This is a genomic window from Aquirufa avitistagni (genome assembly GCF_042715545.1).
Taxonomy (GTDB): Bacteria; Bacteroidota; Bacteroidia; order Cytophagales; family Spirosomataceae; genus Aquirufa; species Aquirufa avitistagni.
Window position 1 is genome coordinate 348,988 of sequence record NZ_JBBKXZ010000002.1, and the last position, 21,137, is coordinate 370,124.

21 protein-coding genes are annotated in these 21,137 nt (G+C 43.7%); 13 read left to right on the plus strand and 8 right to left on the minus strand.

Annotation, left to right across the window (positions count from 1 at the left end):
• From U0R10_RS07270 to U0R10_RS07280, 3 genes are all read right to left on the minus strand, one after another.
• Positions 1–1,170 carry a helix-turn-helix domain-containing protein gene (locus U0R10_RS07270; RefSeq protein ID WP_377983297.1) on the minus strand — a complete coding sequence of 390 codons (1,170 nt, stop codon included), beginning with the start codon at positions 1,168–1,170 and terminating at the stop codon, positions 1–3.
• Positions 1,171–1,268: 98 nt separating this feature from the next.
• The gene (locus U0R10_RS07275) at positions 1,269–2,108 is read right to left on the minus strand and encodes a helix-turn-helix domain-containing protein (protein ID WP_377983298.1); all 840 of its coding nucleotides are present in this window, start codon (positions 2,106–2,108) and stop codon (positions 1,269–1,271) included.
• Positions 2,109–2,556: 448 nt separating this feature from the next.
• Positions 2,557–2,817 carry a hypothetical protein gene (locus U0R10_RS07280; RefSeq protein WP_377983299.1) on the minus strand — a complete coding sequence of 87 codons (261 nt, stop codon included), beginning with the start codon at positions 2,815–2,817 and terminating at the stop codon, positions 2,557–2,559.
• A 337-nt stretch (positions 2,818–3,154) separates the two neighbouring features.
• Here U0R10_RS07280 and U0R10_RS07285 point away from each other — a divergent pair, with 337 nt between their 5' ends.
• From U0R10_RS07285 to mscL, 3 genes are all read left to right on the plus strand, one after another.
• Positions 3,155–3,400 (plus strand): DUF2683 family protein, encoded by a 246-nt coding sequence (locus U0R10_RS07285; RefSeq protein WP_377983300.1) that lies wholly within the window; start codon positions 3,155–3,157, stop codon positions 3,398–3,400.
• Entirely contained in the window at positions 3,391–3,654 is a 264-nt protein-coding gene (locus tag U0R10_RS07290; protein ID WP_377983301.1) for a Txe/YoeB family addiction module toxin, read from the plus strand. Before U0R10_RS07285 ends, U0R10_RS07290 begins: the two co-directional genes overlap by 10 nt.
• A gap of 191 nt (positions 3,655–3,845) precedes the next feature.
• Positions 3,846–4,226 (plus strand): large conductance mechanosensitive channel protein MscL, encoded by a 381-nt coding sequence (mscL, locus tag U0R10_RS07295; RefSeq protein WP_377983302.1) that lies wholly within the window; start codon positions 3,846–3,848, stop codon positions 4,224–4,226.
• Here mscL and U0R10_RS07300 read toward each other — a convergent pair.
• Genes U0R10_RS07300 through U0R10_RS07310 form a run of 3 tightly spaced genes read right to left on the minus strand, consistent with a single transcriptional unit; the run spans position 4,223 to position 7,845 of the window.
• Positions 4,223–5,725 (minus strand): GH3 auxin-responsive promoter family protein, encoded by a 1,503-nt coding sequence (locus U0R10_RS07300; RefSeq protein ID WP_377983303.1) that lies wholly within the window; start codon positions 5,723–5,725, stop codon positions 4,223–4,225. The genes mscL and U0R10_RS07300 overlap by 4 nt on opposite strands.
• 6 nt (positions 5,726–5,731) lie before the next feature.
• Positions 5,732–6,418 carry a tetratricopeptide repeat protein gene (locus U0R10_RS07305; protein WP_377983304.1) on the minus strand — a complete coding sequence of 229 codons (687 nt, stop codon included), beginning with the start codon at positions 6,416–6,418 and terminating at the stop codon, positions 5,732–5,734.
• 11 nt (positions 6,419–6,429) lie between these two features.
• Positions 6,430–7,845, minus strand: a complete 1,416-nt coding sequence (locus U0R10_RS07310; protein WP_377983305.1) for a DEAD/DEAH box helicase — start codon at positions 7,843–7,845, stop codon at positions 6,430–6,432.
• A gap of 93 nt (positions 7,846–7,938) precedes the next feature.
• Between U0R10_RS07310 and U0R10_RS07315 the strand changes: the two genes are divergently transcribed.
• Genes U0R10_RS07315 through U0R10_RS07325 form a run of 3 tightly spaced genes read left to right on the plus strand, consistent with a single transcriptional unit; the run spans position 7,939 to position 10,962 of the window.
• Entirely contained in the window at positions 7,939–9,129 is a 1,191-nt protein-coding gene (locus tag U0R10_RS07315) for a chloride channel protein (protein ID WP_377983306.1), read from the plus strand.
• The gene (locus U0R10_RS07320) at positions 9,129–10,319 is read left to right on the plus strand and encodes a M14 family zinc carboxypeptidase (protein WP_377983307.1); all 1,191 of its coding nucleotides are present in this window, start codon (positions 9,129–9,131) and stop codon (positions 10,317–10,319) included. Before U0R10_RS07315 ends, U0R10_RS07320 begins: the two co-directional genes overlap by 1 nt.
• Before the next feature lie 7 nt (positions 10,320–10,326).
• Complete coding sequence (locus tag U0R10_RS07325) at positions 10,327–10,962, plus strand: DapH/DapD/GlmU-related protein (protein WP_377983308.1); 636 nt, start codon at positions 10,327–10,329, stop codon at positions 10,960–10,962.
• Here U0R10_RS07325 and U0R10_RS07330 read toward each other — a convergent pair.
• Positions 10,957–11,670, minus strand: a complete 714-nt coding sequence (locus U0R10_RS07330; RefSeq protein ID WP_377983309.1) for a 3'-5' exonuclease — start codon at positions 11,668–11,670, stop codon at positions 10,957–10,959. The genes U0R10_RS07325 and U0R10_RS07330 overlap by 6 nt on opposite strands.
• Before the next feature lie 17 nt (positions 11,671–11,687).
• On the minus strand, positions 11,688–12,422 hold the full coding sequence (lipB, locus tag U0R10_RS07335; RefSeq protein WP_377983310.1) for a lipoyl(octanoyl) transferase LipB: 735 nt from the start codon (positions 12,420–12,422) through the stop codon (positions 11,688–11,690).
• A 70-nt stretch (positions 12,423–12,492) separates the two neighbouring features.
• Between lipB and U0R10_RS07340 the strand changes: the two genes are divergently transcribed.
• The 7 genes from U0R10_RS07340 (at position 12,493) to gmd (ending at position 21,135) form a co-directional block, all read left to right on the plus strand.
• Positions 12,493–12,846, plus strand: a complete 354-nt coding sequence (locus tag U0R10_RS07340) for a YraN family protein (protein ID WP_377983311.1) — start codon at positions 12,493–12,495, stop codon at positions 12,844–12,846.
• Between the two features lie 22 nt (positions 12,847–12,868).
• Entirely contained in the window at positions 12,869–13,282 is a 414-nt protein-coding gene (gene ybeY, locus U0R10_RS07345; protein ID WP_377983312.1) for an rRNA maturation RNase YbeY, read from the plus strand.
• Between the two features lie 64 nt (positions 13,283–13,346).
• The gene (mnmG, locus tag U0R10_RS07350) at positions 13,347–15,206 is read left to right on the plus strand and encodes a tRNA uridine-5-carboxymethylaminomethyl(34) synthesis enzyme MnmG (RefSeq protein ID WP_377983313.1); all 1,860 of its coding nucleotides are present in this window, start codon (positions 13,347–13,349) and stop codon (positions 15,204–15,206) included.
• 1 nt (position 15,207) lies between these two features.
• A complete protein-coding gene (locus tag U0R10_RS07355) occupies positions 15,208–16,092 on the plus strand; it encodes a class I SAM-dependent methyltransferase (protein WP_377983314.1) in 885 nt (294 codons plus the stop codon).
• A complete protein-coding gene (locus tag U0R10_RS07360; protein WP_377983315.1) occupies positions 16,085–17,716 on the plus strand; it encodes an Ig-like domain-containing domain in 1,632 nt (543 codons plus the stop codon). The genes U0R10_RS07355 and U0R10_RS07360 overlap by 8 nt, the downstream gene beginning before the upstream one ends.
• 469 nt (positions 17,717–18,185) lie before the next feature.
• The gene (locus tag U0R10_RS07365) at positions 18,186–19,961 is read left to right on the plus strand and encodes an AMP-dependent synthetase/ligase (protein WP_377983316.1); all 1,776 of its coding nucleotides are present in this window, start codon (positions 18,186–18,188) and stop codon (positions 19,959–19,961) included.
• Between the two features lie 100 nt (positions 19,962–20,061).
• Positions 20,062–21,135: a GDP-mannose 4,6-dehydratase gene (gmd, locus tag U0R10_RS07370; RefSeq protein WP_377983317.1), complete on the plus strand. Its 1,074-nt coding sequence runs from the start codon at positions 20,062–20,064 to the stop codon at positions 21,133–21,135.
• The last annotated feature ends 2 nt before the right edge of the window (positions 21,136–21,137 follow it).

The following is a 21,137-nucleotide window of genomic DNA, read 5'->3' on the forward strand; positions in this document are numbered from 1 at the left end:
CTAATTTATTTGACTAAAATACTCCTTAGGCGTGCAGCCTTTGGCCTTCCGGAAAGCAGTGTAAAAACTTTGGCGAGATCCAAAACCTGCTGATTCAGCTAATGTTTCAATGGATGATTTGGCGTCGTATTTAGGGTCCAACATCCGCTTTTCTAAGTATTGAATTCGATAGTTATTCAAGTAATCGCGAAATGAAATGTTATGCACATATTTTACCGCTTGGCCGATTTGTCGGTGCGGATGCCCCGTCAACGAACCCAATAATTCAGCGCTCAATTGCGAATTCAAAAACACTTCGGTCGACCTAAAATAGTCCTCAATCTTAGCGGCTAGTTCTTTTAACCGTTCTTCATCCTGTTCCGTCATAACCGCGGGTTTCGCAGCAAACTCTTCCTCTGTTCCGCGTAATTGCTCCGCTAAAATGCGCACATCCAGTAATTTTGGATTAATCGCGAGGAAGAAAAGGTTGAAGACAAATTCAGCAATCAACAGGTAATCTGTGGAAATAAATGAGGCCTTGCCTTGACCCGTAAAAATGAAGGTATACCAAATATAAAACACGGTGCTCAGCCGAAAAACCAAAATTCCAATGATCCAAAAATGAAACATACCTCGTTGGAATAAGATTTGATTTTCCTTTTTCCTGCGGAAAATAAGGTAATAGTAAACCATGGCGATGTAGAAAATTACATACATCACCAACTTCGCATAAATATGTATGATGGGATCGAACCACATAAATTGGGGGCTGTAGGCAAAGTAGTCACCCTGTGTGTGCATCCATTTAATTTCCTGAATTTTGACAGCTTTTGAACTTAGGTAGAATGGAAGGTTCTCAATAGTTTGAAGTAGGAAGGGAATAAATAGTAAGAAATGGGTCCATTTGAGTTTGGCATTGGGATGAAATAAATACCAAATAAATAAAAAGTTCAGTGGAGGCAGCGTGTAAAAAAGCGGTGCTAAAGTCCGAAAGAAATAAGGGGTTTCTATAATGTTTTCTGGTAACAGAAAATAGGCCGCAACCACTAAATAAGCGAGTACTAAAAATTGAACTGCCAGCACCTTCGCAACAATCAACTTGCCTTTGCGCAACAAAAAGTTTAGGCCAAAGAGCACGCAGAGTGAACTCACCAAAGAAAAGAAATAAAGCGGCCAGATATTATTTGACATGTAGAACAAGCATTATACCAACAAAAAAGCAAAAGTTGGACAATAGCTTCTGTAACAATTTTGGTTCGAAACAAAAATTTGACAATTAATAAATGCGGTTATTCTGCCTCATTTGAACCAAAATACTTGCCGGGGCTTGTTTGGTATAGGCGATTCGTTGCGTTAGATAATCCTTGGCGAGAGCCAAATCCGCCAGACTCAGCAAGCACCTCAAGTGAATAAGAACGCCAAGCATCATTTGATTTTCGTTTCTCCACGAGGTATTGAATTCGCCAGGTATTGATAAAATCGGGGAAGCTGAGACCATAAACATACGAGATCGTGCGCGACAGCTCCCGCACGGAAATTTGGAGACGATTGGCCACATGTTCTTGTACCAGCTGCGGATTAAGGAAGATCGCATCTTCCTCCAAAATTTGCTCAAGATTAATGGAAATTTGTTGGTATTTCTGAAGTTTCTGTAGATTCTCATCTGCTTCCGGTATCCGATCGCCATCGTTCAGTCGGTGTACCAGCGAAGTAAATTGCGGGCCGTCTAACAAATACGGATATAGAAAAACAACGATGACATTGAAGGTTGCATCGAGGTGCATCAATAAATCTGCATAAGAAAAATTAAGATTATTGAAACTGATTTTTCCTGTTGCATAGGCAATCACACAGATCAAGGAAACGAAGCGAATCGTCGCGTCTGCGATGAGCCAGTTAAGAATAAGTTTGTTTTTTTGGTAAAAGGCCTTTGAATTTTGGGAGATGAATTTGGCTAGTAAAATGATGCCCGCAATGGCGTATCCGCCGACAGATGCCAACTTAAGCAGGGATATAATTTTGATTGGAACAATACCCGCATGACTTACATAGTTAACGAGAGATTGCGCCTGAAATACCTGATGGATTTCTTCCAATTTATTTTCCACTGGACCCAAATAGAACGGCATTAATTCCAGGGCGTGTAATACAAAAGGCAGAAAGTGTAAACAATGCCAGCGTGTAAATTTTTTATTGGGTGTTAGAATATAACGTAAAAAAAGAAGTGCCAAAGGCCCGAACAAGAAATGAAACGGGGATAAGACGCGAAAAAGGTGCGGATACTGCGTTATACGCCCATCTGTGGCATAATAAGAAAGAAATAGTCGAATACCAAAAGCAATAAAATAGAAGCCTAAAAATTTAGACGCAGCATGACCTTTTCGCAGTACCAAATTGAACCCAAAAATCCACAGCAGTGTGGATAGGACGAAATAGTAAACATATTCAACGGTATATTGCAATGGTGTTGTTGTTTTGTTTTGTTTGCGGTGAAGGTAATGAGGAACCTTTTAATAACAAAAAACCCAATCGAAAAAATCGATTGGGTTTCTACTACTCCTTGTTCTAAAATACATTTTATGTAGCCATTACTCGGGTAAATTCCCCCAAGTCAAAAAATATCTCGTCGGATACCTTAAACCGTTCCCAGCGTATTTCAAACAACTGAAAATCCTCTAAATTCAAGGTATGTGTCATCCGAATTTTTTTGCCTTCTTGCAGCAAAAAATTAATAATAAGCCTTCCGCTCAATTGGTCATATTCCAATTCGGAAGAGCCAATTTGATTTCCCATCAAAAACGTCACGCGAGATTGCTCACGGATGCGATAACATTTCATGCGAATTCTGCTTATCGGAAAACAAAGAAATAGAAATATTTATATACGTTATGTAAACGATTCGGCAGAAAACAGAAATTTGACAAAGAAACAAAGTCGCTAGTCGCTAGTCACTAGTCGTCAGTCAAACTAGACGTTGGACGTTAGACATCAGACGCTGGACGCTGGATATCAGTCCGAAGGGAATTAGTCCGGAGAATACTTTTACACATGTCTAACGTCCAGCGTCTAACGTCTAGTGTCTAGTTGGACTGATAATCTATCATTCAGTCAAAAACAGAATAGCTAATGCATCCTTCGAGACGTAATTTTGGGTTATAACTTTAAATCCTAACCCATGAACACGCTCGAACTTATATGTAAAAAAACATTACATTTGAATATGAAAAAATCAATTCAAATTCTACCAAAAGACCAAAAAGAATTGGAGCTAATATCAAAATGGCTTTTGGATAATAATATCACTTTTGAAGAATTTGAATCTTCATATAATGCCGAAATAGTTAACAAGGTGTTAGGCGGAATGAAAGACGTGGAAAATGGAAATTACACGAATTTCTCTCCGGATTTATTGTGGAAATAAAACTTTCTGCACAAGCGTTAACTGATCTTGCTCATTGGAAATCCACAAATCAAAAATCAATTTTAAAGCGGATTGAATTACTAATTGATTCAATTGAAAAAAACCCATATGAAGGCATCGGAAAGCCTGAAAAACTTAAACATGTTTTAACGGGTTTTTGGTCCAGAAGAATTACAGATAAACACCGCCTAATTTATAGCGTTCATCCGGATCAAATTTTAATCTTGAATCTTAGGGGGCATTATAAAAATTGAGAACTGAGCGCCAAGATATTTATAAAAGTATCTTTCGGACTGATGACTTCGGACTGTAGCCGCGAAGTATCGCGTCTCAACATTTCGGAATAAAGACTGCTACCCTCCGGACTATTTCCCTCCGGACTGACCACTGACTACTAGCGACTGACGACTAGTGACTAGCGACTATTTTCCCTACCTTTGCCCCCATGTCCTGGATAAAAGAATTTAAAGCCTTCGCCATTAAAGGAAATGTCATCGAACTTTCCGTGGCCGTCGTGATCGGAGCAGCGTTTTCGAGCATCATTAATTCATTGGTAGAAGACGTGATTACGCCACTTATATTAGCCCCGGCAACCCATGCAGCGGGCGTGGCCGACATCGACAAGCTTTCCTGGGGTGCTGTCAAATATGGCAAATCTCTTGCCGCAACCATCCAGTTTTTGATGATTGCCTTTGTGTTGTTTTTGGCAATTAAGGGGATAAATAAATTGAAAATCACCGACGAACCCAAGGATGAGAGCCTGAGTTCCACCGACAAATTGCTGACCGAAATTCGGGATCAACTCAAGAAACAAGGGAAAAATTAATTCGCCGAAAAGGCGCGTAAACCATCCGCAATGACACGGTCATTCGATAACCGAGGGACTTTGTTTTGGCCACCCAACTTACCCTGCGATTTCATGTAATCAATGAATGCATTCGGCGCCAAAATCGTCAATTCCAATCCGCGCAACACCTTGCCCGTAATCAAATCTTGGTAGTAAATATTTTGGGCACGCATAGAGGCCTCTAATATGGCTTGAAATCCTGCTTTGTCGGCAAAGTGGCCAGATAGTTCCACCAACCACTCATGGTGCGGCAAATCGCCTTTTTCGGGGTTTACTTGGGGGGCAACGGTGAACTCCACCAGCTGCACGTCGGGATAGGCCTTGCGCGCCTCAGCCATCGCGCGTTCCACTTCCTCCGCAATCACATGTTCCCCAAAAGCCGAAATAAAATGCTTAATTCTTCCCGTCACCACAATACGGAATGGATTCAAGGACACAAATTTGACCGTGTCCCCAATCGAATAAGACCACAAACCTGCATTCGTAGACATCAATAACGCATAATTTACGCCCAACTGCACCTCCGCTAATGAGAGTCGCTTCGGCGCTGCGGTGAAATAGGTTTCCGTGGGAACAAACTCATAAAAAATTCCGCCATCCACATTCAGCAATAAACCCTCCTCACCAGTCGAATCCTGAAATGCGATGAATCCCTCCGACGCCGGATATGTCTCTACCACATCAATATCCCGTCCAATCGACTCCATTATTTTTTGTCGGTAAGGTTCAAAATTCACCCCACCCGTCACAAACAGTTGAAAATCAGGAAATAAATCACCTATTTTTTGGCCCGACTGCACCTCCAAGCGATCAAAATACATCTGTACCCAAGGCGGAATTCCAGATATCAATCCCATCCGTTGGTCTATTGTCTCCCCCACAATCGCGGACAATTTCTCCTCCCAATCATCAATGCAATTCGTTGCATACGTTGGCAATTGATTCCCGCGCAAATAACCCGGAACATGGTGATTCACAATACCCGAAAGCCGACCCGTAGGTATCCCATTTTTCGTTTCCAACTCCGGAGAACCCGATAGAAAAATCAATTTTTGATCCAAAAAGGCCGCATTTCCGGAGTGGTGTACGTAATGCAATAAGGCATCACGCGCGCCAGCAATATGAAAAGGCATGGATTCCTTCGAAATAGGTATGTATTTCGCACCCGAGGTGGTGCCTGATGTCTTCGCAAAATAGGCCGGTTTGCCAGGCCATAATATGTCCGGTGATCCTAAAACCATCTCGTCGATGTAAGTCTTTAAATCCTCATATTCCGCAATAGGAACACGGATTTTATACTCTAAATAATTTCGGATCTTGTCGAATTCGTAGGCTTGACCAAAGATTGTTTTTTCGGCTTTCTTCAGGTTTTCTTTCAACCAATTTTCCTGAATTTGAACCGCCTGGGCATGCGAACGCTGATGCTGTTTCACGATGCGTTTGGCAAATGGTTTCGCGAAAAATGACCGAATTCCCATACTCTTTTACTTAAATACGCCCTCTGGATCAGGCATTTTTTCCGCTAACAATTGGCCTAAACTAATATCAAGCTGCGTGATGTCCAGCTTCCTGCAGGTATGTAAATACGTCCATGCATCCGCATAGCGCTCCTGCAAATACGCCACTTGCGCCCGCTTCATCCACGCCATCCCATATCCGGGTTGTTGGCGCAACGCAATCGCCAAATGCTCCTCTACCCCATCCAACGTTCCACATTCCATTTGCTTCAAATAACAACTCAATTGAACCACCGCTAAGTCGACACGCAAGATCGCCTGCGCCGTATCCAAACTCAATCCTTTTTCTAAAAATTCAATGGCTTTAGGAAAATCTTTGCGCTGAAAGGTGATGACACCGAGGCCCCAATAGGCATCCACCGACTGGTCATTCAAGGCATGCAATAAGTTAAACCGGTAGGTTGCCGTATCTAATTTTCCGGCGGTTACATACTCCCAAGCGCGTTCCACGAAGAAATCGCTTGCCTCTTTCCGCGAGCCAAAACTCGCATCACAGGACTCCACAAACTGGGTTAGTTCCGCTTGATCTTTTTTAGACAGGGCTTTCTGCCCGTATAATGGCAAGTATTTTGCCTCTTTTTGCAAGGAGTCTAGAACGGCCGACTGTGCCGTAAAGCTTGCCAAAAAGCATAGTATCAGTAATCGTGTTTTCATCGGATGCAAATCTACCGTTTCTTTTTATTTGTCGTACCACCCGGACGAAATTTGGCATTTTTTCCTGGTCGGTTATTGCGCGGTGCCGGCTTAGGATCAAGCTTCGCGCCCCCCTTCGGTCCGGCCTTCGTCACCGCTTTGCGCGTAGGTACTTTTTTTCCACTCGCGCGGGCTTTGATGACCCACTTTTTCTCATGAAATGCGCCTTTGAAATCCGGATCCTCGCGCTTGCGCTGATCATCCACCGCACGCAACATATCTTGCTGCTCTAAAAAAGGCGTTTCTTCAATCAATATTCCTTCGGGTAATGGGGCAATCTCTATCTTCTGTTGGATGATTTCCTCAATCTTTGCCCAGTGATATTGCTCGGCCAAGGTGATAAATGTGATCGACTCCCCCACTTGCTCCGCACGTCCTGTCCGACCAATCCGATGCACATAGTCCTCATAAATTAGCGGCACATCAAAGTTGATGACATGCGACACCTTCGGAATATCAATGCCGCGTGACGCCACATCCGTCGTCACCAATACTTTCACCAATCCCTCGCGAAATTGTTGCATGGCATTGATCCGGGTATTTTGACCTTTATTCGAGTGAATCACCCGTACTTGATCCTCGGGTAAGACTTTACGAGTTAAGTATTTTTCTACTTGGTTTACAGCGTCCTTGCTCCGACAGAATATCATAACACGCTCAAATTGAGGTTGTTGCAAGAAGTATTCCAAGGCGTTAATTTTGGTTTTCAAGTTTTCCGCTTGAAACACATACTGTGTTACTTGGCTAGCAGGTGTCGCCTGAGGCGTCACTTCAATCCGTAAAGGAAACTCCAAAAACTCATGGGACAGGTTCTCCACTTTCTCCGGGAAGGTCGCTGAGAACAAACCATTTTGACGCTTTTTATAGGGGATCTTTTCTAAAATTTCGCGGATCTGCGGCATGAAACCCATGTCCATCATTTTGTCCGCTTCGTCTAAAATCAAGAACTTTAATTCTTTCACAACGATCGCATCTTTGCGATATAATTCTAAAAACCGACCGGGTGTAGAAACCAAAATGTCCACCCCCGCCTCTAGGGTTTGAATCTGCGTCTTTGGCCCTAATCCACCATACAGTGCCAATAAACGTAGGTCTGTAAACTGCGCCAAACCCACCATCACTTCATGGATTTGCATGACCAATTCACGCGTGGGAGCTAAGATAAGGGCTCGCGGATTTTTACCTTGGGCGTATTTAATGCGCATCAATAAAGGTAAGGCGTAGGCTGCCGTTTTACCTGTTCCCGTCTGGGCAATGCCTAACACATCATGCCCCTGCAACATCATGGGAATCGCCTGTTCCTGAATAGGAGTAGCTGAGGTGTAGCCCACGGCCTCGCAAGCGCGCTGCAATTGTGGGTTTAAGCCAAGTGATGCAAAATCAGTCATAAAGGGAATTCAATTCGTTCAGGCAAGCTGAACTTGACCGCACAAAGGTAGGCAAAATAAAATTCCCTACCTTTGAAACAAATTTTTGCTTCTATGCAGTCAATTTGGGTCAAACGCCTCCTGATCGGAATCTTGCTTTCCTTCGCTACGGGAAGTTTGGCCTCGTTGTTTTTATGGGGCTTGGAGGTGATTGCTTCGATGCGCCAACCCATGTGGCTATATGGATTACCGCTCGTGGGTATACTCTTTTACGTAGTTCGCTCCAGCTCGTGGGCGCAAATCAGTACCAAACAATTTATTGCTTCTCCCTCAGCCACAACATCGCCTGTGGCCACTCCATTTATTTTAGTTGCCACGTGGGTCAGCCACATCGTGGGCGCATCGGTCGGCCGTGAAGGAACGGCCATCATGATGGGCGGAAACTTGTCGGCCTATCTAAGTGAAAAATTTCAAGTCTCCTCAGAAGAAAAATCGATCTGGCTCCGCGCAGGAATGAGCGCAGGATTCGCTGCCGTTTTTGGAACTCCATTAGCCGGCTGCTTTTTCGGACTCGAGGTAGGGAAGGTGGGCAAAATTCATTGGCCTTCCTTTTTTGCGTGCATTGTCCTCGCATTTGCGGCCAATTTTGTCAGTCTCCACGTGTGGGGCACAAAACACGTTTTATACCCCCAGGTTTTTTTGCCACCTATTTCGGCCTCATTTTGGGCCAAATTAGCGTTTATTGGCCTATTTTTAGGTCTGATAGGGTTGATTTATACGCGCTTAGAATTGATTATTTTTTCTTTGTACGGGAAATTACCCATACAGCCGGCTCTCAAAGGGATTCTGGCGGGCTTAATTTTGCTCGGCCTATTTCAAATTTCCATATTTTCAGAATCGGTCGGATTGGGTTCTGAATTTTTACTCCGACCATTTTCAGACAAGTTTGATGGGTGGGAATTTGCGCCCACTAAATTATTCGCGACAGCGCTAAGTCTCAGTCTTGGATTTAAAGGGGGAGAAGCGACACCTTTATTTTTAATTGGCTCCCATGCGGCGGCAGGTTTATCGGCCTACATTAATTTCCCCATTCCATTACTCGCGGCCATCGGATTCACATCGCTTTATTGTGGTTTAGCTAAAACCCCGATCACCGGTCTGTTACTTGGCTGTGAATTATTCGGACCTCAAGCATGGTTCTGTTATCTATTCGTTACCCTGATGGTCATTTACTTCTCGGGAAAAGAAGGCATATTTAAAGTTCAGCCATGGGCTGATTATTTACCCAAACCCCCATATCGCTAATGTTTGACTACTTCTATGATCAGCATCCGAATTACCAAGAACCCACGTTAACCAAGCGCAGGTTCGCGGCTAGTACCTGGGAAAATCTAGTCGCAGGCTGGTCGGCATCGCCCCATTTTACCGTCACACAAATCGGCCAAACCACCGAAGCTAGACCGATTCATGAGGTCAGTTTTGGGTCCGGCCCGATCCCTGTAATCGCCTGGTCACAAATGCATGGGGATGAGGCAACGGCTACGATGGCTTTAGCTGATATCTTCCGCTTTTTATCCCTTGACTCGAAAGAGTCGATTGAAATCAGGGAAAAATTGCATCAGAAAATAAGTTTGTATGTCATCCCGCGCTTGAATGCAGATGGGGCGGCTCGTTGGACCCGCGAAACGGCTTTGGGCATTGACATGAATCGCGATGCGCAAGCACAAAATAGTGTGGAAGCTCGGCTGTTGTCTTCCTGGGCCGACAGCAAAAAGCCACTGTTTGCGTTCAACTTGCATGATCAAAATCGGCTTTATTCCGTAGGCGATAGCGCACATCAAACGCACATTGCCTTCTTGGCAACCGCTGGTGACGAGGCAGGAACATGGACGCCTTCGCGTACCCGGGCAGCACAGTTGGCCAACCGCCTTACGCGATTCACCCAACGTTATTTACCCAACAAAGTAGCCAAATGGACAGACGAATTCAACGCCCGTGCCTTTGGAGATACCTTTCAATCCCGCGGATATGGATTGCTACTGGTGGAAGCTGGTGGGGCAGGATGGGATCTGGAGAAACAATCCTTGCGCCGCATGAATGCAGCCATTTTATTAGACGCCTTGGTGAGCATTGCAGATGAAACCTATGTAGCGGAATCGACAGACTTATATGCAAATCTAGAGACCAATGAGCGCCAAATTTTCGATATCAAAATCAAGCAAGCACCACTGGATACAGCAGGAAAATACCGCGCAGATATCGGCATTAATTTAGTTGAAACTGCGCTGCCATCAGACGAGATTGCCTATTCGTGGCGCATCGAAGAAATCGGAGATTTAAGCTACATGCACACCTTACATCCGTTAGATGGTTCAAACTGGAAATTAGCAGCGGGACAAGACGTATCATTAGGGGCCGAAATCTCCTCTTTGATCTTCACAGAAAACAATTCAATTGCATTTGATTTGAGTACCTTTACAGCCAAAATAAAATAGAAAACACATGACTTCATTGCCCGTAATCATTATCGGAGTTAATCCATTTGCCTTAGAAGTAGCACACATTTTTCAGAAAAACGAGGTCGTCGTATATGGATTTCTAGATGATGATATCAAAAAGAAAGACACGATGATCGGCGAAATTCCAGTACTAGGAACGACAGAAGATGATGCATATTGGGGCCTAATTGGCAAGTCTTGTTCCGTTTATGTAGCCTTGGAAAACCCGACGGAACGCAAAAAAATGATTGAGTTAATCGAGGAAGATCGCGGTACCAAACCTGTTCACGCCATTCATCCCAGCGCTCAAATTGCAGATGTGAAAAGCCTAGCTTATGGATTGTTTATAGGCGCATCGTCCATCATTTCTCCTGAGAGTAAACTTGGCGACCATGTGATCATCGGCGCTGGATCAATCGTTGAAACAGGCGCTGTCATCGAATCTTTCGTACAGATCGGTGCAGGATCTGTCATAGGAAAAGAGGCACAAATTGAAAAGAATGCCTTTGTAGGTATTCACTCGACCATCGTAGGTAGCGTGAAAATAGGCAAAGGGGCCACGGTAGGAGCGGGAAGTGTTGTGATAGAAAATATCCCTGCAAGCAAAAGAGCTTTCGGAAATCCAGCTAAAATACTATAGTTTTTCGATGTGTTGTGGCTCAACCAAGTCCATGAAATGAAAGCGAAGGTAGAGCTGAGCCACAACAATAACATCCTCCATACAGTACGCCGTAATCCGCGGTAAATCCTGATCTTGATAATATACTGCATGTACGCGATCGCCAGATAAATCACTTTTGGCACCTCGAATTCCCAACAAATCTGCCAATAATTCCAGCGACGTAAACGAACGACGATCGCCAAATTTCCACATCTCCATCGTATCCTGATGGATGATTTCCCATGGTTTTTTACCCTGCAATTGCAGCGCGCGAGGAATCTCTAAACCATTCACCATCATCCTGCGGCATAAATACGGAAAGTCAAACTCCTTTCCATTGTGCGCGACAAGCGTCAATTCCTTCGACTTATACGTCTTGTCGACAAATGCGGCAAACTCAGCCAACAGCACCTTCTCATCCGTATGCGCAATCGTCTTCACCTTAAGCGCTAATTCCTTCTGCTTATTCACATATAAGAATCCCATCCCAATCACAATAATCTTACCAAACTCGGCATACAAAGCCGCACGATCTACATACAATTCCTCAGCAGATAAATTATTCGGATTCACTAAATTCTTCGCCTTTTTTACCCAGAATTCTTTTCGAGCTTCTGTCAATTGGGAAAAATCCGCGGATTCCGATACCGTTTCAATGTCAAGAAATAAGGTGTTCTTAAAATTCATTCGGGTATCCATACAACTTAGGCTTGGGGTAATGTTTCACGTGAAACATGTTGGGTGTGAAACTGAAATAAGTCTTGCAAGTGAGCTAACACTTTGGGTTTAACTTCGTCTAAGCTAATCTCGCGGCCTAATTCTTGGCTCAGTGAGGTTACGCCTTTGGTCGCAATGCCACAGGGAACAATGTGGCCAAAATAGGAGAGATCGGGCTGGACATTAAAGGCGAATCCGTGCATACTGATCCAGCGAGATGCTTTCACGCCAAAGGCGCAGATTTTGCGTGTGTCGTCTGATTCGGGATTAATCCAAACACCTGTTAACCCTTCGATTCGGCCTGCCTTTAACCCATATTCAGCACAAGTCCGCATAATCGCTTCTTCGAGCATGCGTAGGTATAGATGAATGTCGGTGAAGAAATTTTCCAAGTCGAAAATCGGATAGCCTACTAGTTGGCCTGGTCCGTGATAGGTAATATCACCCCCGCGATTCGTCTTATAAAAGGTAGCGCCGATAGTGTGTAGAAAAGATTCTTGCATCAACAAATGTGCTGCATCTCCGCTTTTTCCCAACGTATAGACATGTGGATGTTCGCAGAATAATAAGTAATTGTCCGTTGGCTCTAGCGATTCTTCTGATCGATTTCTGTTGCCCAATTTAACCGCCGCCGTGTGTGCCATTAAATGTTCTTGCAGATCCCAGGCCTGCTGATAGGGGGTTAGATGTAAATCAACAAACTGGACATTTTTATTCTGCATGCACATTATCAGTTTTGGCGCTTGCTGTTTGGAATAAAGCCAGCACCTTGGGGCCAGCAAATATACAAGAATGGCCAAACATTTACAGCAAGGAAAAAGAGCAGAATTAGCTGCCGCCACATTTCTCCAGAAAAGCGGATATGGTATTCGCGCACGAAACTATCGAAACGGAAAAGCCGAAGTAGACTTAATCGTCCAGCGCGGAATTTTTCTCGTTTTTGTCGAAATAAAATCGCTCCGCAACACTCGGCACGGATATCCCGAAGAACGCATCGGAAGGACTAAAACTAGCCTTTTTCATCAGGCAGCTGCTAGCTACCAAGAGGAGGAAAACTGGGACAAAGAAATCCGCTTCGACAGCATCGCTATCACTTTTTTTCCACAAGCGATTAAAATAGAGCATTTCGAGGATGCTTTTTCGTAAATTCGCGGTTTAATATGCGAAGATGATTAGTTTCCATACAGAAGAATTAGCATTCCAACTGCCCGAAAAGCTCAAGCACAAGCAATGGCTTAAGGCTGTGGCAACAGAAGAAGGGAAAAAAATAGGCGAACTAAACTACGTGTTTTGCTCCGACGAATACCTGCTTAAGATTAATCAGGATTATTTGCAGCATGATACGCTGACCGATATCGTCACCTTTGACAATTCAGAAAGTCCGAATCTAATCGAGGGAGATATCTTTATTTCACATGAACGCGTACTTGAAAATGGGGCGAAACTAAACACGGCCGACAGCGAATTACAACGCGTCATGGTGCATGGATTGCTTCACTTGTGTGGATATAAAGACAAGGCGAAGGCCGACAAATCTTTAATGACAGCGAAGGAAGATTATTATTTAGCCAAACGAAATTAATACGTTCCACGTGAAACGCGACGAGCTGAAAACTCAACAAGTTCCACGTGAAACAAAAAAAGATATGCAAAATTCATACGATGTAATCGTGGTAGGGGCGGGACATGCAGGCTGTGAGGCTGCGCATGCGGCTGCCCAAATGGGATCCAAAGTTTTATTGGTCACCATGAACATGCAGACCATTGCCCAGATGTCTTGCAACCCAGCGATGGGTGGCGTGGCGAAGGGACAGATCGTTCGTGAAATCGACGCGCTGGGTGGGATGTCGGGAATTATCTCAGATAAAACGATGATCCAATTCCGGATGTTGAACCGCTCTAAGGGTCCGGCCATGTGGTCACCTAGATGTCAATCAGACCGGGCGAAGTTTGCGGAAGAATGGCGATGGGCATTGGAGCGAAATTTGAATGTCGACTTTTGGCAGGACTCGGTGCAGCAATTGATCGTTGAAAATAATGAAGTAAAAGGAGTGATCACGCGGATGGGCATGTCGTATTTTGCCCCCACTGTCGTGCTGACGAATGGAACATTTTTAAATGGTTTAATTCACATTGGTGAAAAGAATTTTGGTGGAGGTCGTATGGCTGAGCCGATGGCCATGGGGATTACCGAGCAGCTGGTTGAACTTGGTTTTGAGTCCGGCCGCATGAAGACAGGAACGCCGCCGCGCGTGGATGGTCGGAGTTTAGATTACAGCAAAATGGAAGAGCAGAAGGGGGATGAAATACCAACGAGCTTTTCATATATGACCAAGGAGCCGATACAAGAACAACGGTCTTGTTGGATTACACACACCAACGAAAAAGTGCATGAAGTCTTACGCAAAGGATTTGATCGCTCGCCGATGTTTGCAGGAAGAATCAAAGGCTTGGGTCCGCGCTACTGTCCATCGGTCGAAGATAAAATCAACCGCTTTGCCGATAAAGATTCACATCAAATTTTCGTGGAGCCAGAAGGGTGGAACACGGTAGAAATTTATGTGAATGGGTTTTCAACCTCCCTTCCAGAAGACATTCAATTTGAAGCCATCCGATTAATTCCCGGTTTCGAAAATGCCAAAATGTTCCGACCGGGTTATGCGATTGAATACGATTATTTTCCACCTACACAGTTGACGCCCACCCTAGAAACGAAGCGCGTTAAAGGCTTATATTTTGCTGGCCAAATTAACGGGACGACAGGATATGAAGAAGCGGCATGTCAAGGATTGATGGCGGGAATTAATGCGCACCAACAAGCACACCATTTAACACCGTTTACCTTGAGTAGGTCGGAGGCGTACATCGGCGTATTAATCGACGACTTGATTAATAAGGGTACCGATGAGCCGTACCGGATGTTTACTTCGCGGGCCGAATTTAGAACATTGTTGCGCCAAGATAATGCAGATGAGCGCTTGACGGAAAAGGGATTTGGGTTAGGGCTTGCGACGCAAGAAAGACTAGACACCTTCCTGGCCAAAAGACAGCGGGTGGCTGAGTTAACTCAGTACATCGCGCAAACCAAAGTCAAGCCCGCTGAGATAAATGATTGGTTGGTGGAACAAGGAACCGCCGCACTAAAAGAAGGTGCGCCAATCGTGAATTTATTGAGACGTTCGGACTTAAGTTTCGAGCAGATATTAAATCATGAGATTGGTCAAGATATAAAGGCGAAATTTTCACAAGAAGTGATTGAGCAAGTTGAGATTGTCGTGAAATACGAAAGCTATATTGAGAAGGAGCGCTTGATGGTAGGGAAAATGAAGAGCATGGAAGACCTCGCGATTCCGGCACAATTCGACTACGATAAAATTAAAACCTTGTCGACCGAATCGCGCATTAAGCTAAAAGCCATTCGTCCACAAACGATTGGTCAGGCAAGTCGGATCTCGGGGGTGTCGGCTGCCGACGTATCCATTTTGTTATTATTTATGGGCCGCTAATATGGAAACATTACAACATTGCCCGGCATGTGGGTCAACTAATTTTGAGAAACAATTTGAAGCCAAAGATTACACGGTTTCCCAAAATAGTTTTGGTATCGTTGCTTGCTCGGATTGTGGATTGAATTTCACGAACCCGCGACCGAAGGCGGATGAGGCTGGCTACTTTTACAAGTCGGACACCTACATATCCCATAGTGACACCCAACAAGGTTTGGTCAATAAGCTTTACCACGCAGTTCGAAATATCACCTTGAAACAAAAGGCAGGGTGGATACAAGCGGACCAAAAGGGAAACAAAAATCTATTAGACATCGGCTGCGGAAACGGCCACTTTTTAAAGACCTGTCAGGATGCCGGCTGGAACATTACAGGCATGGAGTTAGATCCGGAAACGGCGGCTCGTGCGGCCGCGCTAGTTCAAGATAAAATCTATCCCAATTTAGCTGCAATTCCGGAGGACAAACAATTTGAGCTAATTACCTTGTGGCATGTGCTCGAACACGTATATGAATTGGATGCCTATTTTGAGTTTTTCAAAAAGCGCATTTCGGCAGATGGAAAATTGCTTTTGGCCTTGCCTAATTCCAAGAGTTTTGATGCTGGATATTTTAAGGAGTATTGGGCGGCCTATGATGTGCCGCGTCATATTTATCATTTCAATCCAGAGACAATTCAGTTTGTCGCTAAGAAACATGGCTTTAAACTCGTGAAACAGCGCGGCCAAATCTTTGATAGTTTTTATATTGCCTTATTAAGTAACCAATACCGCTCGGGTGGCAAGCGGTTGATACATTCGTTCCTATTGGGATTGTGGTCAAACGCGTTGGCCTGGGCAAAAACCGGAAATTACTCCAGCAATGTTTATATGTTCAAACATGTTTAATTATCTAAAGAGATCGCTGGCGCTCGTCTTTTTGGCTTGCGGTGTTTCCTTGGCGCTGATGCAAAGTTGTGCACAAACGGCGAGTCCTCCCGGTGGGAAGAAAGATACGCTGGCACCCAAAGTCATTCAATCGGTTCCGCTCAACAAAAGCAAGAACTTTCGTGGTAAGAAATTGGATTTGACATTCAACGAATATGTAACTGTCAAAAATCTCAATCAAGAACTGTTGATTACGCCCAACATAGGAACGTATGATACGCGCATTCGCCCGATGGGCCTGAGTATCCTAATCGATAGTGCCTTGAAGCCGAACACAACCTATACCTTTAATTTCAGAAATGCGATTGAGGATGTGTCCGAACGCAATGTGGGTAAGAATATTAAACTCGTTTTCAGCACCTCAGACCTGATTGATTCCCTGCAAATCAGCGGTCGCGTGCGCCATGTGCAGACAAATAAAAAATTAGAAAATATTTTAATTGGGCTTTATCCGTACACAGACACGTTGAGCATTGAAAAAAACAAACCGTACTATTTTACCAAAACGGATACGGCGGGGGTTTACCAACTGGAAAACGTGGCAGCCGGAAAGTATTACATGGCGGCATTTCTAGATCTGAATAACAACCTCCTATATAATTCGAATAAAGAAGTCGTTGATTTCATCACCGAACCCTTTATAGATTTACAATCCAATCAAACGCGGGATTTCCAGGTGGCGCTACAAAACCTAGATCCCCTAAAAGTTGCTAAGACTACAACAACCGCAAAGACGGCATTGATAGAATTCAATCGTGGGATATCCCGCGCCGACTTGACTAAATCGCCTTTGGCGTATCAAATCGAAGTAAATCGCGGTATTCGTTTTTACGCAGGAAACGTGGAACGTAAGGATACGCTGGTATTCCAAGCGCAGTTAGCCGATTCATTAGGGCGTGAAATCACACAAACATTTCGAATCAAATTCCGCGAGCAAGTAACCAAAGGAAAACCGATCAAGACTCCGTATAAATACGATGTATTTCCGGCGATGGGCAAGTCGTTAAGCCCGCTAGACTCGATACGCATACGTTTACAAAAACCAGTACAGGGCTTTAATTCCCAGCTCGTTTATTTTGAAACAGGCGATGACGAACGAAGTTTTTTGCCTGACGCGGGTTTCCGCTGGAATGACATAGGCAACGAGCTAACCATATTGAAAGACTATCTTCCGATACGTGCCAAATTCACGCTGGCTATTGAAAAGAAGGCATTTGTATCCGTGGAACAAGATTCGTCGGAAGCCTTCAAGCAGTCCTATGAATTTCAAGATTTGGAGAACTATGGAAGTATATCGGGCTCCGTGAATACAACAAAAACAAATACAGCTTATGTGGTGCAGTTGATTCATCCCGATACAAAAGAGGTGTTATACGAAACCAAAACAAGCAAAGCGTTTAATTTTCCATATATCGAACCGGCGACCTACGAAATGCGCGCCATCGAAGATCGGAATAAGAATGGCCGTTGGGATATTGGTAATTTCAAGGACAAGACGAAGCCAGAGGCAATTTATTTCTTTCCCAATAAGTTAAAGATAAAGGCCAACTTCCAGTTGACAGACCTGTGGATAAGTACCCAATAAACCCTCATTTTATCCACAATTGATCCGCATGAATGTGGATAAAAAAATCAGGCCTGTTGAAAATGTGTATAAGTCCGATGTTGTCCACGCAAAAAAATAAGTTGTCTACATAAACGCTTAGCTATACAAACTTATATATCAAGCACTTAGCTTAGTTATCCACTTATCCACAGAGAACAATAAAGAAGAACAAAAAAGAGATCTTTAAAATATTTTTTTCTTTTTATTTTATGTGTGGACAACATATTCAGAAATTGAATATTTAGTCAATTGGTTTAAAATTTACATTTATTTAAATTTTAAATTATTTATAGGTTAAAATAGCATCATTTGTATATAGTAGCTGTGGATAACTTGTGGATAATGCACTTTTTAGTCCATGAGCAGTGAGTGCAAAAAAATACAGCATAAGTTCAATTTGGCTCAAATCGATTGCTTAACTTTGAGTCAAACAGCAAGCTTATAACCTATGGTACTTCACGAAAACTTCACTCGGGTATTTGACTTATTACCTCAATACCAACAGTTACACAAATCAGACCTATTTAATTTAAAGCGCGATGGCGAATGGCGCAATTTCAGTTCAACAGAAATGTTGGACATTATCAACGAAACCGCATTAGGTTTATTGGCCCTCAAGATTAAACCAGGTGATAAGGTTGCCATCATTTCGGGTAATCGGCCAGAGTGGAATTTCATCGATTTTGCGATTCAAATTATTGGAGCTGTTTCGGTTCCGATGTATCCAACGATTACGGTTGAGGATTATGCTTTCATTTTTGAAAATGCGGAAGTGAAGTATGTGTTTGTGGAGGGGGAAGATTTGTATTTGAAATCGAAGGAGGCTTCCAAAGGGAATAAAAAGATTAAGGAAATTTACACGTTCGATCCGGTTGAGGGTGCCTCGATGTGGACGGAAGTGAAGGAAATGGGCGAAGGAAAAGATCGTTCTGTTTTACAACCCTTGATGGATGCGGTGAAACCATCGGATTTATTAACGTTGATCTACACATCCGGAACTACCGGTCGGCCGAAAGGTGTCATGTTGACCCACCATAATATCGTATCTAACGTCAAGTCCTTAGATCGTGGTCAATTTTTCGAATTGCGAGGGACCGATAGAGCATTGAGTTTTTTACCGCTATGTCATATTTATGAGCGTACGGACATATACATGTATATGTTTTATGGCGTTTCTGTTTACTATGCGGAGAGCATGGAAACAATTGCGGATAATATTCGTGAGGTGAAGCCGGCCATGTTTGCGACCGTTCCGCGTTTGTTAGAGAAAGTGTATGATAAGATTTATGCCAAAGGCAATGAGCTAACAGGATTAAAGCGCAAGCTTTTCTTTGGTGCCATTGATTTTGGTTTACAATATGATCCGATGAAGAAGCTCGGATTCTTAGATTCCATCAAATATGCGATTTACAGTAAATTGATTTTCTCTAAGTGGAGAGAAGCATTGGGTGGAAATGTGCGTTTGATTGCTTCGGGTTCTGCGGCTTTACAACCTCGTTTATCGCGTGTTTTCTGGGCGGCAGGTGTGCCTATCTCAGAGGGTTATGGCTTGACAGAAACCTCGCCTGTAATCTCCGTGTCTTTTATTAATCCTCCAGATTTCAAAGTGGGTTGTGTGGGTACGGTTATCGACTGTATGGAAATAAAGATTGCTGAGGATGGAGAGATTTGCGTTCGAGGAGATTCTGTGATGCCGGGTTATTATAAAAATCCAGAAGCAACAGCAGAGGCAATTGATCCAGAAGGTTGGTTTCACACAGGCGATATTGGCGAGATGGTCGACGGTAAGTACTTAAAAATCACCGATCGTAAAAAGGAAATTTTTAAGACATCGGGGGGAAAATACGTAGCTCCGCAATTGGTTGAAAACAAGTTAAAGGAGTCGATTTTTATCGAACAATGTATGGTGGTGGGAGATGGCCAGAAATTCCCATCTGCGCTGGTTATTCCTGAGTTTATCGCTTTGGGTGCCTGGTGTAAACAACAAGGTATTGAGGCGGGAACTCCGGAAGAGATGATTACTAATGCGAAGGTGATCAACAAAATGGAGGAAGAAGTGCAGTCGGCCATGGCCGCTGTTGCCAAATACGAACAAGTAAAGAAATTCGTTTTATTGCCGCGTTTATTTACGATTCAGGATGGTGAAATTACGCCGACCTTGAAGTTAAAGCGCAAGCAAATTTATGCGAAGCACGAAAAAGAAATTTTGGCTTTGTATATATAAGTTAAAACCCATTTAATAAAAATTGGGGGAAGCTCTCCCATTTTTTTCGTAATTTCGAAGCTTGTATTTACAGGCCAAAGGGTCATTTATTTAATTCAGTATGTCACAGAACAAAAAAGTTGCGTTAGTTACCGGGATCACCGGACAGGATGGTGCGTATTTAGCCGAGTTGTTATTGAGTAAAGGATATGTGGTGCACGGCATCAAGCGTAGAAGTTCTTTGATCAATACGCAACGCATTGACCATTTATACGCGGATCCACATGTGGCGTCCAACTTCCATTTGCATTATGGCGATTTAAGTGATTCGACGAATATCATCCGTATTATTCAGGATGTACAGCCTGATGAGATTTATAATTTAGGTGCGATGTCGCACGTAAAAGTATCGTTTGATGAGCCAGAGTACACAGCGCAAGTTGATGGTATCGGTACATTACGTATTTTGGAAGCAGTTCGTTTATTGGGCCTAACGAAGAAAACAAAGATTTATCAAGCGTCTACTTCAGAGCTTTATGGCTTAGTGCAAGAGGTTCCACAATCAGAAAAAACACCTTTTTATCCTCGTTCTCCGTATGCGGTGGCGAAGATGTATGGTTTCTGGATTACGGTCAACTACCGGGAGGCGTATGATATGTTTGCGGTGAACGGAATCTTGTTTAATCACGAATCGCCTTTGCGTGGTGAGACGTTTGTCACGCGTAAAATTACCCGGGGTGTTTCGCAAATTGCGTTAGGCCAACTGGACAAAATATATTTAGGAAATTTAGATGCTAAGCGTGACTGGGGCCATGCCAAAGATTACGTCGAAGCCATGTGGTTAATCTTGCAACAAGAAAAGCCAGAAGACTTTGTGATTGCAACAGGTATTACGACAACGGTTCGTGATTTCATTCGGATGGCCTTTTCGGAGGTTGGCATTGAAGTGGAATTCAGCGGCGACGGCGTAAACGAAGTAGCTAAAATCGCGAAGTGCAACAACCCACTTTACCAAGTGGCGATCGGAACGGAAGTTGTGGCGGTAGACCCACGTTATTTCCGCCCTACGGAAGTAGAATTGTTGATCGGAGACCCAACAAAAGCGAAGGAGAAATTAGGCTGGAAATTGAAGTATGACTTGCCGGCTTTAGTGAAGGATATGATGGAGTCTGATGTGAAATTATTTACGAAGTAAAA

Excerpts from the sequence above, each read along its gene's own strand:
- U0R10_RS07270 (WP_377983297.1), bottom strand. The coding sequence starts at position 1,170 with ATGTCAAATAATATCTGGCCGCTTTATTTCTTTTCTTTGGTGAGTTCA.
- U0R10_RS07275 (WP_377983298.1), bottom strand. The coding sequence starts at position 2,108 with ATGCCGTTCTATTTGGGTCCAGTGGAAAATAAATTGGAAGAAATCCAT.
- U0R10_RS07280 (WP_377983299.1), bottom strand. The coding sequence starts at position 2,817 with ATGAAATGTTATCGCATCCGTGAGCAATCTCGCGTGACGTTTTTGATG.
- U0R10_RS07285 (WP_377983300.1), top strand. The coding sequence starts at position 3,155 with ATGAACACGCTCGAACTTATATGTAAAAAAACATTACATTTGAATATG.
- mscL (WP_377983302.1), top strand. The coding sequence starts at position 3,846 with ATGTCCTGGATAAAAGAATTTAAAGCCTTCGCCATTAAAGGAAATGTC.
- U0R10_RS07300 (WP_377983303.1), bottom strand. The coding sequence starts at position 5,725 with ATGGGAATTCGGTCATTTTTCGCGAAACCATTTGCCAAACGCATCGTG.
- U0R10_RS07305 (WP_377983304.1), bottom strand. The coding sequence starts at position 6,418 with ATGAAAACACGATTACTGATACTATGCTTTTTGGCAAGCTTTACGGCA.
- U0R10_RS07310 (WP_377983305.1), bottom strand. The coding sequence starts at position 7,845 with ATGACTGATTTTGCATCACTTGGCTTAAACCCACAATTGCAGCGCGCT.
- U0R10_RS07315 (WP_377983306.1), top strand. The coding sequence starts at position 7,939 with ATGCAGTCAATTTGGGTCAAACGCCTCCTGATCGGAATCTTGCTTTCC.
- U0R10_RS07320 (WP_377983307.1), top strand. The coding sequence starts at position 9,129 with ATGTTTGACTACTTCTATGATCAGCATCCGAATTACCAAGAACCCACG.
- U0R10_RS07325 (WP_377983308.1), top strand. The coding sequence starts at position 10,327 with ATGACTTCATTGCCCGTAATCATTATCGGAGTTAATCCATTTGCCTTA.
- U0R10_RS07330 (WP_377983309.1), bottom strand. The coding sequence starts at position 11,670 with ATGAATTTTAAGAACACCTTATTTCTTGACATTGAAACGGTATCGGAA.
- lipB (WP_377983310.1), bottom strand. The coding sequence starts at position 12,422 with ATGCAGAATAAAAATGTCCAGTTTGTTGATTTACATCTAACCCCCTAT.
- U0R10_RS07340 (WP_377983311.1), top strand. The coding sequence starts at position 12,493 with ATGGCCAAACATTTACAGCAAGGAAAAAGAGCAGAATTAGCTGCCGCC.
- ybeY (WP_377983312.1), top strand. The coding sequence starts at position 12,869 with ATGATTAGTTTCCATACAGAAGAATTAGCATTCCAACTGCCCGAAAAG.
- mnmG (WP_377983313.1), top strand. The coding sequence starts at position 13,347 with ATGCAAAATTCATACGATGTAATCGTGGTAGGGGCGGGACATGCAGGC.
- U0R10_RS07355 (WP_377983314.1), top strand. The coding sequence starts at position 15,208 with ATGGAAACATTACAACATTGCCCGGCATGTGGGTCAACTAATTTTGAG.
- U0R10_RS07360 (WP_377983315.1), top strand. The coding sequence starts at position 16,085 with ATGTTTAATTATCTAAAGAGATCGCTGGCGCTCGTCTTTTTGGCTTGC.
- U0R10_RS07365 (WP_377983316.1), top strand. The coding sequence starts at position 18,186 with ATGGTACTTCACGAAAACTTCACTCGGGTATTTGACTTATTACCTCAA.
- gmd (WP_377983317.1), top strand. The coding sequence starts at position 20,062 with ATGTCACAGAACAAAAAAGTTGCGTTAGTTACCGGGATCACCGGACAG.